Origin of the sequence: Micromonospora sp. NPDC051300 (assembly GCF_044455315.1) — a bacterium.
Classification (GTDB): domain Bacteria; phylum Actinomycetota; class Actinomycetes; order Mycobacteriales; family Micromonosporaceae; genus Micromonospora; species Micromonospora robiginosa.
Map to the genome: position 1 here is coordinate 23621 of NZ_JBITEP010000014.1, position 12749 is coordinate 36369.

11 protein-coding genes are annotated in these 12749 nt (G+C 74.8%); 4 read left to right on the plus strand and 7 right to left on the minus strand.

The annotated features are described in order from the left end of the window. The first annotated feature begins 1 nt into the window (after window position 1). Both ACIA5A_RS17265 and ACIA5A_RS17270 read left to right on the plus strand, forming a co-directional pair. Window positions 2-1156, plus strand: coding sequence for an asparagine synthase-related protein (locus tag ACIA5A_RS17265; protein WP_396762745.1), 1155 nt, complete (start codon window positions 2-4; stop codon window positions 1154-1156). Next, window positions 1153-1431: a PqqD family protein gene (locus ACIA5A_RS17270; protein ID WP_396762747.1), complete on the plus strand. Its 279-nt coding sequence runs from the start codon at window positions 1153-1155 to the stop codon at window positions 1429-1431. Before ACIA5A_RS17265 ends, ACIA5A_RS17270 begins: the two co-directional genes overlap by 4 nt. A gap of 71 nt (window positions 1432-1502) precedes the next feature. On the opposite strand, the gene ACIA5A_RS17275 is transcribed toward ACIA5A_RS17270, so the two are convergent. Both ACIA5A_RS17275 and ACIA5A_RS17280 read right to left on the minus strand, forming a co-directional pair. After that, window positions 1503-2363: a hypothetical protein gene (locus tag ACIA5A_RS17275; protein ID WP_396762750.1), complete on the minus strand. Its 861-nt coding sequence runs from the start codon at window positions 2361-2363 to the stop codon at window positions 1503-1505. Between the two features lie 90 nt (window positions 2364-2453). After that, window positions 2454-3833: a glycoside hydrolase family 6 protein gene (locus ACIA5A_RS17280; RefSeq protein WP_396762753.1), complete on the minus strand. Its 1380-nt coding sequence runs from the start codon at window positions 3831-3833 to the stop codon at window positions 2454-2456. Between the two features lie 113 nt (window positions 3834-3946). Here ACIA5A_RS17280 and ACIA5A_RS17285 point away from each other — a divergent pair, with 113 nt between their 5' ends. Then, window positions 3947-5524: a DUF4139 domain-containing protein gene (locus ACIA5A_RS17285; RefSeq protein WP_396762756.1), complete on the plus strand. Its 1578-nt coding sequence runs from the start codon at window positions 3947-3949 to the stop codon at window positions 5522-5524. Between the two features lie 63 nt (window positions 5525-5587). Here the strand turns inward: ACIA5A_RS17285 and ACIA5A_RS17290 are convergent, their stop codons facing one another. Both ACIA5A_RS17290 and ACIA5A_RS17295 read right to left on the minus strand, forming a co-directional pair. Continuing rightward, a complete protein-coding gene (locus tag ACIA5A_RS17290; RefSeq protein ID WP_091062484.1) occupies window positions 5588-5857 on the minus strand; it encodes a GlsB/YeaQ/YmgE family stress response membrane protein in 270 nt (89 codons plus the stop codon). A gap of 177 nt (window positions 5858-6034) precedes the next feature. Then, complete coding sequence (locus ACIA5A_RS17295) at window positions 6035-6955, minus strand: ion transporter (protein ID WP_396762760.1); 921 nt, start codon at window positions 6953-6955, stop codon at window positions 6035-6037. Window positions 6956-7130: 175 nt separating this feature from the next. Here ACIA5A_RS17295 and ACIA5A_RS17300 point away from each other — a divergent pair, with 175 nt between their 5' ends. Then, window positions 7131-8312: an MFS transporter gene (locus ACIA5A_RS17300; protein ID WP_396762763.1), complete on the plus strand. Its 1182-nt coding sequence runs from the start codon at window positions 7131-7133 to the stop codon at window positions 8310-8312. On the opposite strand, the gene ACIA5A_RS17305 is transcribed toward ACIA5A_RS17300, so the two are convergent. From ACIA5A_RS17305 to ACIA5A_RS17315, 3 genes are read right to left on the minus strand one after another with little or no spacing between them, the layout of a single operon-like run. Beyond that, entirely contained in the window at window positions 8290-9408 is a 1119-nt protein-coding gene (locus ACIA5A_RS17305; protein ID WP_396762766.1) for a magnesium and cobalt transport protein CorA, read from the minus strand. The genes ACIA5A_RS17300 and ACIA5A_RS17305 overlap by 23 nt on opposite strands. A gap of 58 nt (window positions 9409-9466) precedes the next feature. After that, complete coding sequence (locus ACIA5A_RS17310; RefSeq protein WP_396762769.1) at window positions 9467-10147, minus strand: response regulator; 681 nt, start codon at window positions 10145-10147, stop codon at window positions 9467-9469. Beyond that, window positions 10144-12690 carry a DUF4118 domain-containing protein gene (locus ACIA5A_RS17315; protein ID WP_396762772.1) on the minus strand — a complete coding sequence of 849 codons (2547 nt, stop codon included), beginning with the start codon at window positions 12688-12690 and terminating at the stop codon, window positions 10144-10146. Before ACIA5A_RS17315 ends, ACIA5A_RS17310 begins: the two co-directional genes overlap by 4 nt. Window positions 12691-12749: the final 59 nt, after the last annotated feature.

Sequence of the window (12749 nt, forward strand, 5' to 3'; positions counted from 1 at the left end):
CGTGCTGCGTCCCACGTCCCGCGACATCGCCGCCGGGCTGGCGATCGGCCTGGTACCGCCCGGTCCTCCGCGACCGGCCGGAGGGCCCGCGCCCGACCCGCTGACCGCGCTGGAGGCGGCGGTCCGGCCCGCGCTGCGCCGGTCGCCGTGCGTGCTGAGCTTCTCCGGCGGGCTGGACTCGTCGCTGGTGCTTGCCGTCGCCGTCCGGGTCGCCCGGCGCGAGGGGCTATCCGACCCGGTCCCGGTCACCTGGCGGTTCACCGGTGCGCCAGGTGCCGAGGAATCGACCTGGCAGGAGCGGGTGATCCGCGCGCTGGGCCTGCCCGACTGGCAGATCCTGCGGGCCGACGACGACCTGGACCTGGTGGGCCCGGTGGCCCGCCGGTCGTTGCGTCGCCACGGCGTACGGCATCCGGCGAACGTGCACCTGCACCTGCCCGTCGTCGAGCTGGCGGCCGGCGGGGCGATGCTGACCGGCCTCGGTGGCGACCAGATCCTCGCCGGCTGGCGCCGCCCGCTGCGCACCCGGCTGCGGGTGCGGCTGGGCAGGCTGCGCCGCCGAGCGCTGGGGCAGGCGTACCCGCCGCCGCCCCCGCCGCTCACCTGGCTGCGTCCGGAGGTCGCCGCGCAGGTTCGGCGGGCCACCCGGGAGTGGGTACGGGGCGAGCCGCACCGGCTCGGCGACCGGATGGCGTACCACGCCCGCAGCCGGGACCGGCTGCTCATGCTCGACGCGCTCGACGCGATCGGCGCCGACCACGACGTCCGGCCCGTTCACCCGCTCTTCGACGAGGGCTTCCGCGACGCGCTGGCCGCACACCACGGGCACCGGCGCGATCCCACCCGGCGGAGCCTGCTCGCCGCGATCGGCGGCGACGCGCTACCGCCCGAGGTCACCGCACCCCGCGGCAAGGCCCTCTTCGGCGACGTCTTCCTGCGCCTGCCGACCCGGGAGTTCGTCCGCGGCTGGGACGGCACCGGCGTCGACGCCGACCTGGTCGACAGGGACCGGCTCCGCGCGGTCTGGGCCGGCGAGCGGATCCCGTGGCGGACCGCACTGCTCGTGCAGCACCTCTGGCTGCGCGCCAACCCGCCCGGACCGGCGCCCGTCGTGCCGCCGGCCCGGGCCACCGACGACCGGGAGGTCACGACATGAATCCACACGACACCGCCTACCGGGTCGACACCAGCCGGGTCACCTGGCGGGAGACGGGCGGGGAGACGGTGCTGCTCGACCTGCAGGAGTCCGTCTACTACGGACTGGACCGCTCCGCCGCGCTGCTCTGGCGCCGGCTGGTCACCGGGGCGACGACCGAGGACCTGGTCGACGTCCTGGTCGGCGGCGGCGGGGTGGACCGGGCCCGGGCCCGGGACGACGTCACCACGTTCCTCACCGACCTGGGCCGCTACGGCCTGACCCGGGCGGCCTGACCCGGCCGCCGCCGTACCCCGGTCGGCTCGTCCCGCCCGGCGGCCCGGCCGGCCGCCGGGCGGGCCGCCGCTCAGGCCGGAATCTCGGCGGCCCGGGCGGCGGTCAGGTTCCCGTCCAGCAGCCGCCAGGTCCGGTCCAGCGCGGACCAGTCCTTCGGCCGGCCGAGGTCCCACGCGGGCAGGGCGGCGATCCCGAGCACCGCCGTCGGGTCCGAGGTCAACCAGGACCAGGACCGGGCGGCGGCGAGCCGGGTCAGCAGCTCCGGGCCGGGGATCTGCCGCATCGACACCTCGTCGGACCAGTGCAGGAAGAGCCAGCCGCCGAGCGGGGTGCGCGCCGGGGCCGGCGGCAGCGGCACCCGCAGCCGGGACCCGAAGCGCACGGTACGGCGCACCGGGTCCACCCCGGGCACCGGCTGCCGCAGGTCGACGCAGCGCGGGCCGACGCACACCCGCTCCGCGTCGAGGACCACGATGTCGTCGCTGAGCACCGGCACGCCGCGCGTGGCGAGCGCCGCGAGCAGGCTGGACTTCCCGGCGGTACGGGGGCCGATGACCGCCCAGGCGACGCCGGCGTGCACGAACGCGCCGCTGTGGAACGTGTCCCGGCCGGCCCAGCGGTTGAACACGGTGGCCACCGGGGCGAGGTAGGGGTGGGCGAGCACGTCGGGCGGGACCGGCTCGCCGTGGTAGGTGGCGGTGCCCCGGTCGCGGTCGGCGACGAAGGTGCGGCCGCTGGGCATCACCCACACGCCGTACCGGTCGGTCATCGGCACCGGCTCGGGAACCGGCCCCTCGGACACCTGCCGGACGTGCACCGGGATCTGGTCGGGCAGCGTGTCGTCGTACGCGGGCAGCTCGTCGACGTCGTCGAGGCCGTGCACGTTCAGGCCGTAGACCGACCGCCCTCTTGTTCCTTCTGCCCGTTCCATGCCGGGCTCAACGAGTCACCGTGCGGCAGGCGACGCGGGGCCCGGCGCGGAGAGCGATCCTCCGCACCGGGCCCCGGGTGTCGAGCGTGGTCAGGCGGCGGCGCAGGTGGCCGTCCCGCCGGGGCCGGTGCCGTTGCCCTGGAAGCCGAAGTTGGTCGACTGCCCGGCGCCGACCTGGCCGTTGTAGCCCACGTTGGTGAACCGGACGGTCCCGCTGGTGCCGCTGGCCTGCGCGCTCCACACGCCGGTGATCGCGGCGCCGCCGGGCAGCGTGAGGGTCACGGTCCAGCCGTTGAGGGCCGCCGAGCCGGCGGTGACCGTCACGCTCGCGGTGAAGCCCCCGGACCACTGGTTGAGCACCACCGACGCGGAGCAGCCGTTGCCGGTCGGCGGCGGCGTGGTGGTGGGGGGCGCGGTGGTCGGCGGGGCGGTCGTCGGCGGCGCGGTGGTCGGCGCCGCGGTGGTCGGCGGCGCGGTCGTCGGCGGGTTGGGCGCGCCGTTGGCCAGGCTGAACGCCAGGTCCGGCTGGAACGAACCGGCCGTGTAACGGCAGCCGTCCGCCTCGCCGGGCGGCTTCACCCAGAGGTACGCGTCGATGTTGGCGTCGCCGGTGTTCGTCGTCGGGTAGGCCCCGATGCGTCGGTCGGTGTTGTCGTCGGCGCACCAGTCCCCGCTGGCGCCGCCGTTGCGGCTGGTGTCGATGACCTGGCGCTTGCCGGAGATGCCCATGCCGTTGAGCGCGGAGATGACCGCCCGGCCGAAGTTCGCCTCACCGGAGGTCGGGTTGAAGTTCGACACGTTGGTGAAGAAGCCGTCGGCGTACTGCACGCCGGCGTTCCGGAGCCGGTTGGCCGTCTCGTTGGCGCTGTTCCAGGTGGAGTGGCCGCCGTCGAGGTAGACCTTGGCGTTCGGGTTGCCCGACTTGATGGTCCGGGTGGCCGTCGAGATCGCCTGGTTGCGCGCGCTCAGCTCGGCGCCGCTGAGGCACGTCTGCAGCGCGAGCGAGTCGGTCTCCAGGATGATCAGGACGGTCTGGTTGCCCAGCCCGCGGGCGAAGTTGGCGACCCAGGTCTGGTACTGGTTGAGGTCCGGCGCCCCACCGGCGCTGGCCCCGCCGCAGTCCCGGTTGGTGATCTCGTAGACCGACAGGACCGGGATCTGCTGGGCCGCGTTGGCGGCGCCGACGAACCCGGAGACCTCGGACTGGATGGTCGACGGGTTGAAGTTGGCGAACCAGCGCGCCTGCGGCTGGCTGGCGATCTTGTCGCGGATGACGGCGGCACGGGAGTCGCCGGGGTTGGCGGCGACCCAGCGCACGACCGCCGAACTCGGGTCGCGATAGAGCGATCCGGACACCGTGCCGGCGGACGCGCCGCCGACACTGAGACAGACGCCGGCGGCGGTCAGGCCGGCGACGGCCGCCGCGCCGAGGGCGGCCGACCCGCGGCGGCGGAGGGAGAGGATAGCCACGACGTGTTTCCTCCTGACTACATAGATGTATCTATGTTCATGGGAGCGTTCCCATGAAGGTAACGGAGACGGGCACCGCTGCCAAGATGCACGGCTGAACTACCCTCGCCGCCGTGGACACCCCGGAGATCGAGGCAACCGTCGTCGGCGTCACCGTCTATCCCGACCGCGCACGGGTCACCCGCCGCGCCGGCCTCCGGCTCGCCGCCGGCGAACATCGGGTACGCGTCGCCCCGCTCCCGCTCGGCCTGCGCCGGGACTCGATCCGGGTGGGCGGCCGGGGCGCGGCCACCGTGCTCGGCGTGGACGTGCGCACCGAACGCCTGCCGAGCAGCACCGACGCCCAGGTGGTCGGCCTGGAGCGACGGCGACGCGAGCTGGCCGACGAGCTGGCCGAGGTCGAGGACGCCGACGGGATCGAGGAGCGGCGCGGCGAGTTCCTCGACCGGCTCGCCGAGCGCGCCGGTGGCACGTACGCGCGGGCGCTGGCCGCCGGCGACGCGGACCCGGCCGACGTGGCCGCCTTCGCCGACTCGGTCGCCGCCCAGTCCGCCGACAGCCGCAGCCGGCGGCGGGAGCTGGCCCGGCGGCGGACCGACCTGGCGAAGGAGACGGCCGCGGTCGAGCGCGACCTCGCCGCCGCGCACGGCAAGCGCGAACCGGACCACCTGGCCGCCGAGGTGACCGTCGCGGTCGAGTCCGACGACGCCGAGGTCGAGCTGGAGCTGACCTACCTGGTGGACGGCGCCCGCTGGCAGCCCTCCTACGACCTGCGGCTGGTCGACGACACCATGACCGTCACCTGGTTCGGGCTGGTCAGCCAGAGCACCGGGGAGGACTGGCCGGAGTGCGACCTGCGGCTCTCCACCGCGCGGCCGGCCGCGACCACCGGCGTACCCGAACTGTCGCCCTGGTACCTCGACCGGTTCCGGCCGGCGCCCCCGCGCGCGGCGACGGCGGACATGCCGCTCGGCATGCCGGTGCCGGCGGCGCCCGCCGGCGGCGGTGCGCTGGCCCGGTCCGCGGCGCCCCGGCCGAGGGTGCGGGAGAGCGTCGCCGAGGTCGAGCAGGGGGTCAGCGCGGCCACCTACCGGCCGGCGCGGCCGGTGGCGGTGCCGGCCGACGGCAGCACGCACCGGGCCACGATCGCGGTGCTGGAGCTGCCGGCCCGGCTCGACCACGTGACCGCACCGGTCCGGGCCGCCGAGGCCCACCTGCGGGCCACGGTGCGCAACAGCTCGGACCACACGCTGCTCGCCGGCCCGGCGGCGGTGTTCCACGGCGCGGACTTCGTGGCGTCGACCGGGCTGCCGGTCTGGGCGCCGGGCGAGGAGATCGAGCTGGCGCTCGGGGTGGACGACCGGCTACGGGTGGAGCGGAAGCTGCACCGGCGCGCCGAGACGAAGGCGGCGCTCGGCTCGACCCGGCGGCGCGAGGTCGAATACCGGATCACTGTCGCCAACCACACGCCACGACAGGCGACTGTCGAGGTGCGCGACCAACTGCCGGTGTCGCGCGACGAGGCGGTGGTGGTCCGGGAGACGGCGGTGACGCCGCCGCCGGCGGAGCGTACCGAGCTGGGCGAGCTGACCTGGCGGCTGACGCTCGCCCCGGGCGACAGCGGCGAGATCGCGCTGGGCTTCCGGGTGGAGCTGGCCAGGGGTGTCGACCTGACCGGCTGGCGCGAGTAGCGCGTAAGGAGGGGCCCCTTGTTAACGCATTCTGCATAACAAGGGGCCCCTCCTTACCAAGCGTCAGTGGCGACGGCGCCCGTACGCGCCGGCGGCGATGTAGACACCCGCGGCGGCGAAGAGCACCTGGAGCAGCAGCTCGATCCAGTCGATGCCGGCGGTGTCGTCGACACCGAACAGGCCGGCCACCAGCGTGCCCAGGATCGCGGCGACCACACCGATCACCAGCGTGAGCCAGATCGGGATGTTCTGCTTGCCCGGCACCACCAGGCGGCCGAGCGCGCCGATGACGAGACCGATGATGATCGCGGTGAGGAAACCGGTAACTTCCACGAGAGCCGTCCTGTTCTTCCGAATGAACTGTCGTCCCGTTCGGTGCCCCGATCGGGCCGCCGCCCAAACGCGAGGCGCGTTTCTTCACAGAACTGTCATGGCCCGGTGAGCAGCGGAGCAGGCCGCGCCACCCGCAGGATGAGATCGACGGGCATCATCCCGGCCGGGGACCGCCCCTCAGCGCCGTGGCACGTCCTCCCGGTCGATCCGCAGCTCCCGTTCCAGCTCGGCGATCACCGTACGCAGGTCGTCCAGGCGCTGGCTGATCGCGATCCGGTCCACCTCGTCCGGCACCCCGTCGCCGTCGGAGTCGTAGCCCGGGGACAGCCCCTCGGTCATCTCCAGCCGGCGCGCCTCCTCCATCGAGTTGACGATGACCGCGATGAGGATGTTCAGCAGCAGGTTGACCGCGATCATCACGAAGCTGACGTAGTAGAGCAGCGTCCAGGACGACACCTCGAGGCCCTGTTCCAGCAGGTCGGGCAGCGTCTCCAGGGAGAGCAGCACGAAGAGCGTCACCAGCGAACGGCCGATGTCGCCGTACTGCTCCGGGTAGCGGTCGCCGAAGATCAACCAGCCGGCCATCCCGTAGACGTAGAGGGTGACGCCGGCCAGCGCGAGGAACGCCGCCACGCCGGGCAGGCTGCGCCACAGCGCCGTGACGATGGTGCGCAGGCCGGGCGAGAAGCGGACGAGCCGCAGCACCCGGGCCACCCGGACGAACCGCAGCACGGCCGAGTCGCCGTGCAGCCCCGGCACGAAGATCGCCACGGTGACCAGCAGGTCGAACACGTTCCAGCCGTGCCGCAGGAAGTCCTGCGGCCGGCGACCGTACGCGAGCACCCGAATGGCGATCTCCACGACGAAGACCACCCGGAACATCCACTCGGTGCCGCGTAGCACCGACGCCGTGGCGCCCGTGTGCGGGTACGTCTCGATGCCCAGCACCGCGCCGTTGGCCATGATCAGCACGACGATCGCGATCTCGAACGGCCGGGACGCGACGAGCCGCGCGCACCGGCCCGGCAGTCCCCGCCGCGCCCCGCCGCGCCGGCGGTCCCCCCGCTGGGCCGGCACCTCCGCTCGCCGGTCAACCATCCCGACACCCTATGGGTTACCGTCGGCTGGTGATCCCGGCGACCGCGTACGCGCACTGGATCACGCCTGCGCTCCCGCTCTACGGCGACGACCACGAGCGGGCCGACTTCGCTCCCTGAGGCGCGTGCCGTGCCACGCCCCTCACCCGACGTCTCACCTCCGGGAGCGATGCCCCATGTCCGTCGACAGCTCGATCCGGGCGGTGCTGCGCGCGCCGCAGGTCGCCCGGGTGCTCCTGGGCAGCCAGATCGGCCGGCTGCCCACCGCCAGCGGTCCGCTGGCGCTGCTGCTCTTCGCCCGCCAGTCGCTCAGCCTCGCCGCCGCCGGCCTGCTGGTCGCCGCGTACACCGCCGGGATGGCGCTCGGCACGCCGCTGCTGGCCCGGGCGGTGGACCGCTGGCGGCAGCCGCCGGTGCTCTGGGCCGCGGCGGTCGTCTCCGGCCTCGGCTTCGGCGCGGTGGCGCTCACCGGCGGGCACCTGGCCGGCGCGGTCACCGGCGCGGCGGTCGCCGGGTTCGGCACCCCTCCGCTGGAGGCGTGCCTGCGCACGCTCTGGCCGGACCTGCTGCCGCCGGGCACGGTGCCCACCGCGTACACGCTGGACATCGCCCTGCAAGAAGTGATCTTCGTGGCCGGGCCGCTGGTCACCCTGCTCGCGGTGACCGTCGGCGGACCGGCCGCCGGGCTGCTCACCGCCGCCCTCGCGCAGCTCGCCGGCACCGCGCTGTACGCGCTCAGCCCGGCCGCCCGGGCCTGGCGCGGGGTGGCCGCGGTGCGGCACTGGGCCGGGCCGCTGCGCGTACCCCGGTTCGCGGTGATGACGCTCGGCGTGGTCGGCGTCGGCGCGGCGGTCGGCAGCATCGCGGTGGCGGTGACCGCCTACGCCGAGGCGGCCGGCGACCGGCGGCTCAGCGGCTGGCTGCTGGCCGCGCAGGCGGCCGGCGCGCTGGTCGGCGGCCTGGCCTGGACCCGGGTCCGGCCGGGTGGGCCCGGCCGGCTGCCGGTGCTGGCCGCCGCGCTCACCGCCGGTTTCCTGCCGCTGCTGCTGGCGCCCGGCCCGGCGCCGATGGCGGGCCTGCTCGCGGTGAGCGGGCTGGCGCTGCCGCCGCTGCTGACCGCCGTCTTCCTCACCGCCGAGCGGCTGGCCGAGCCGGGCACGGTGGCCGAGGCGTTCGCCTGGGTCAGCACCGCGTTCGTGGTGGGCAGCGCCGCCGGCTCGGCGCTCGCCGGGGTGTCGGCAGGCGTCCGGTACGGCCTGGTGGTCGCCCCCGCCGCCGCGCTGCTCGGCACGGCGGTCCTGGCCGGCGTCGCGGCCCGCGGCCGGTCGGGCCGGCTCACAGCCAGCCGCGTCGCTTGAACAGCAGGTAGAGCGCACCGCAGACGGCGAGCATCAGCGCGACCGCGAACAGGTAGCCGTACCGCCAGCCCAGCTCCGGCATGTGGGTGAAGTTCATCCCGTAGACGGTGCCGATCAGGGTGGGCGCGAACAGGATCGCCGCCCAGGCGGAGACGCGCTTGACCTCCTCGTTCTGCTCGAAGCTGGCCGCGGTGAGGCTGCGCATCTCCTCGTTCTGGGCCTGCGAGACGAGTGTCGCGTTGACGGTCAGGATGCTCTGCAGCAGGTGCCGGAACCCGTCCACCCGCTCCACCACCTGGGTGAGGTGGTCGGCCACGTCGCGCAGCCGGCGGCGCAACTCCTCGTCGGTGCGGTAGCGGTCGAAGCCGCCGGCGAGCGCCTCGACGACCTTCAGCAGCGGTCGCGCCGCCCGCTGGAACTGGATCACCTCGCGGCTCAGCTCGTAGATGCGGCGGCTGGCCTTCGGGTCGCCGCCGAACACCTCGGTCTCGATCTCGTCGATGTCGTTCTCCAGGCCGGCGACCACCGGGGCGTAGCCGTCGACCACGCGGTCGAGCACCGCGTACAGGACCGCCTCGGGGCCGAGCGCGAGCACGCCCGGCTCGGCCTCCAGCCGGCGCCGCACGGCGGCCAGGTCGGGCGTGCCGCCGTGCCGGACGGTGATCACGAACCCGGGACCGAGGAAGAGGTGCAGCTCGGCGAACTCGACCGCGTCCCGCGCGTCGAGGTAGCGGGCGGCGCGCAGCACCACGAACAGGGTGTCGTCGTACCGCTCCAGTTTGGGGCGCTGGTGGGCGTTGATCGCGTCCTCGACGGCCAGCTCGGGGAGCTGGAACTCGGCGGCCAGCGAGGCGATCTGCTCCCGGCTGGGCCGGCGCAGCCCGATCCAGGCCATGGCGTCGTCGAGCTGTTGCAGGCAGCGGAACGTGTCGGCGAGGCCCACCGGTGACGCGCGTCGAACGCCGTCGACGTAGACGCCGCTGTCGACCAGGCCGTCGGGACGCTCCGGCTCCGCCGCGCCGGCGTCGATGGCGTGCTCGTCAAGCCGCCGGCCGAAGCCCTCCGGCGGCGGTGCCGCGAACCGCTCGTCCGCCATGCCCCTCCCCCGCTGCCCGGCCGGCTCGCCGAGTCCCCCGCCACGGCCGGCGCAAACGTCAGGGGCGGTAGCGGTAGCCCATGCCGGGCTCGGTGATCAGGTGGCGGGGCCGGGCCGGGTCGTCCTCCAGCTTGCGCCGCAACTGGGCCATGTACTGCCGCAGGTAGTTGGTCTCCTGGTCGTATCCCGGCCCCCACACGTCGTGCAGCAGTTGCCGCTGGCTGACCAGCTTGCCGGGGTTGCGCAGCAACTTCTCCAGCATGGCCCACTGGGTGGGGGTGAGCTTGACCTCGGCGCCGTCGTCCCGGGTGACGGTCCGGTCGGCCAGGTCGACGGTGTTGCGGCCGATCCGCAGCGCGGGGACGGCCGGCGTGGTCGGGGCCAGCCGGCGGGTCACCGCGCGGATGCGGGCGAGCAGCTCGTCCACCCCGAACGGCTTGGTCACGTAGTCGTCGGCGCCCGCGTCCAGCGCGGCGACCTTGTCCTCGCTGCCGGCCCGGCCGGAGAGCACGATGATCGGCACGGCGGTCCAGCCGCGCAGCCCGCGGATGACGTCGGTGCCGTCCAGATCGGGCAGGCCGAGGTCGAGCACCACCAGGTCCGGCGGGTGGCCGGCGGCGGCCTTCAGCGCGGCCGCGCCGCTGTCCGCGACCTCGACGTCGTAGCCGCGGGCCCGCAGGTTGATCCGCAGGGCGCGCAGGATCTGCGGCTCGTCGTCGACGACCAGGATGCGGGTCATTCCTGCGGCCCTCCGGGGTCGGTGGCGGCCGGCAGCCGCAGCACCATGGTGAGACCGCCGCCGGGCGTGGTCTCCGGGGTGATGCTGCCACCCATCGCCTCGGCCAACCCGCGCGACAGCGCCAGGCCGAGCCCCACCCCGGTCTGGTTGTCCCGGTCGCCGAGACGCTGGAACGGCAGGAAGACGTGTTCCCACTGGTCCTCCGGAATGCCCGGACCGGTGTCGATCACCCGCAGCTCGACCTGGCCGGCGTGCGCGCTGCCGGTGATCGTCGGCGGCCGGCCGGGTGGGCTGTGTCGCAGCGCGTTGGCGACGATGTTGACAAGCACCCGCTCCAGCAGGCCGGGGTCGGCCAGCGCTGCCGGCAGGTCCGGCGCGATGTCCGTGGTCACCTCGGCCGCCGCGTCGCCCAGCTCGTCCAGGGCCCGGGGTACGGCGTCCTCCAGCCCGATCGCGGTCGCGGTGACGCCCAGTGCGCCGGCCTGCAACCGGCTCATGTCCAGCAGGTTCGCCACCAGCCGGCCGAGCCGGTCCAACGACTCGTCGGCGGTGGCCAGCAACTCGTCGGAGTCCTCGGCGTCGAACTCGACGTCGTGGCTGCGCAGGCTGCTCACCGCGGCCTTGGCCGAGGCGAGCGGCGTCCGCAGGTCGTGGCTCACGGCGGCGAGCAGCGCGGTGCGCATCCGGTCGGCGGCGGCGAGCGGGCGGGCGGTGGCGGCCTCCTCGGCCAGCCGCTCCTGGCGCAGCGCGACGGCGGCCTGGGCGGCGAACGCCTCGACCACCCGCCGGTCGGCGGCCTCCAGCCGGCGACCGGCGAGCACCACGGTGAGCCGGTCGTCGACAGGCACCACGGTCTCCCCCGCGCTGGGGCTGCCGGGTGGCCGGTCGCCGACGGCGGCGACGACCCGCCAGGCGGTCTCCTCGGCGGACCGGCCCGGCCGCCCCTCCGCCTCGGCGGCCAGTTCCAGCACGCTCACCGCGCGCACCCCGAACGTCTCCCGGAGCCGGTCCAGCAGCGCCGGCAGGGGACGCGCGCCGCGCAGCACGCTGCCCGCCACGGTGGCCAGCGTCTGCGCGTCGGCGGACGCCCGCGCCGCCTCCCGGGTACGCCGGGCCGCCACGTCGACCACCCCGCTCACCGCGACCGCCACGCCGACGAACACGCCGAGCGCGAGCAGGTTGTCCGCCTCGGCGATGGTCAGCGTGCGGAACGGCGGGGTGAAGTACCAGTTGAGCAGCAGCGAGCCGCCGAGCGCGGCGACCAGCGCCGGCCAGAGCCCGCCGACCAGCGCCACCCCGACCACGCCGGCGAGGAACAGCAGGATGTCGTTGGTCAGGGTGAGGTCGGGCAGCGTCCGCAGCAGCAGGGTGAGCAGCGGCATGCCGAGCAGGGCGAGCGCGTACCCGAGCAGCCGGCGGCGGCGGGACAGCGCGGCCGGCACCGCCGCGCTCCGGCGTCCGCGCCCCGCCTGCGGGTGGGTGACCAGGTGCACGTCGATCGGGCCGGAGAGCGCGGTGGTGGTCACCCCGACGCCTCGGGCGAAGATCTGGGCGAACCGGCCCCGGCGGCTGGCGCCGAGCACGAGCTGGGTGGCGTTGACACCGCGGGCGAAGTCGAGCAGCGCGGCCGGGACGTCGGTGCCGAGGACCTGGTGGTACGTGCCGCCGAGGCTCTCCACCAGCACCCGCTGGCGGGCGAGCTGGGCCGGGTCGACGCCGGCCAGGCCGTCGCTGCGGGCGACGTGCACGGCGAGCAGGTCGGCGCCCTTGCTGCGGGCGGCGATCCGGGCCGCCCGGCGGATCAGCGTCTCGCCCTCGGGGCCGCCGGTGAGCGCGACCACCACCCGCTCCCGCGCCTCCCAGGTGTCCGAGATGCCCTGCTGGGCCCGGTACGCGTCGAGCTGCTCGTCGACCTTGTCGGCGAGCCAGAGCAGCGCCAGTTCGCGCAGCGCGGTGAGGTTGCCGACCCGGAAGTAGTTGCCGAGCGCGGCGTCGATCCGGTCCGGCCGGTAGATGTTGCCGTGCGCCATCCGGCGACGCAGCGCCTCCGGCGTCATGTCCACCAGCTCGACCTGCTCGGCGGCGCGGACCACCTGGTCCGGCACGGTCTCCCGCTGGGTGGCGCCGGTGATCTGCGCGACCACGTCGTTGAGCGACTCCAGGTGCTGCACGTTGACCGTGGAGAGCACGCTGATCCCGGCGTCGAGCAGTTCCTGGACGTCCCGCCAGCGCTTGTCGTGCCGGGAACCGGGGACGTTGGTGTGGGCCAGCTCGTCGACCACCACCACCTCGGGCCGGCGGGCCAGCACCGCGTCCAGGTCCATCTCGGTGAGGTCGACGCCCCGGTAGGTGATCGTGCGCCGGGGCACCTGCTCCAGATCACCGATCATCGCGGCGGTGTGCCTGCGGCCGTGCGTCTCGACCAGCCCGACCACCACGTCGGTGCCGCGCTCGGCCCGGCGCTGGGCCTCTTCGAGCATGGCGTACGTCTTGCCGACGCCGGGGGCCGCGCCCAGGTAGATCCGCAGCTCGCCTCTGCCCACACCTCATCCTCTCAGGGAGAAAGGAGGGGGCCCCGCTTAACGCATCCGGTAGAGGCGGG

What these genes read in the sequence shown, in the direction of transcription:
- ACIA5A_RS17270 (WP_396762747.1), top strand. Translation starts at nt 1,153, where the DNA reads ATGAATCCACACGACACCGCCTACCGGGTCGACACCAGCCGGGTCACC.
- ACIA5A_RS17275 (WP_396762750.1), bottom strand. Translation starts at nt 2,363, where the DNA reads ATGGAACGGGCAGAAGGAACAAGAGGGCGGTCGGTCTACGGCCTGAAC.
- ACIA5A_RS17295 (WP_396762760.1), bottom strand. Translation starts at nt 6,955, where the DNA reads ATGGTTGACCGGCGAGCGGAGGTGCCGGCCCAGCGGGGGGACCGCCGG.
- ACIA5A_RS17300 (WP_396762763.1), top strand. Translation starts at nt 7,131, where the DNA reads ATGTCCGTCGACAGCTCGATCCGGGCGGTGCTGCGCGCGCCGCAGGTC.
- ACIA5A_RS17305 (WP_396762766.1), bottom strand. Translation starts at nt 9,408, where the DNA reads ATGGCGGACGAGCGGTTCGCGGCACCGCCGCCGGAGGGCTTCGGCCGG.
- ACIA5A_RS17310 (WP_396762769.1), bottom strand. Translation starts at nt 10,147, where the DNA reads ATGACCCGCATCCTGGTCGTCGACGACGAGCCGCAGATCCTGCGCGCC.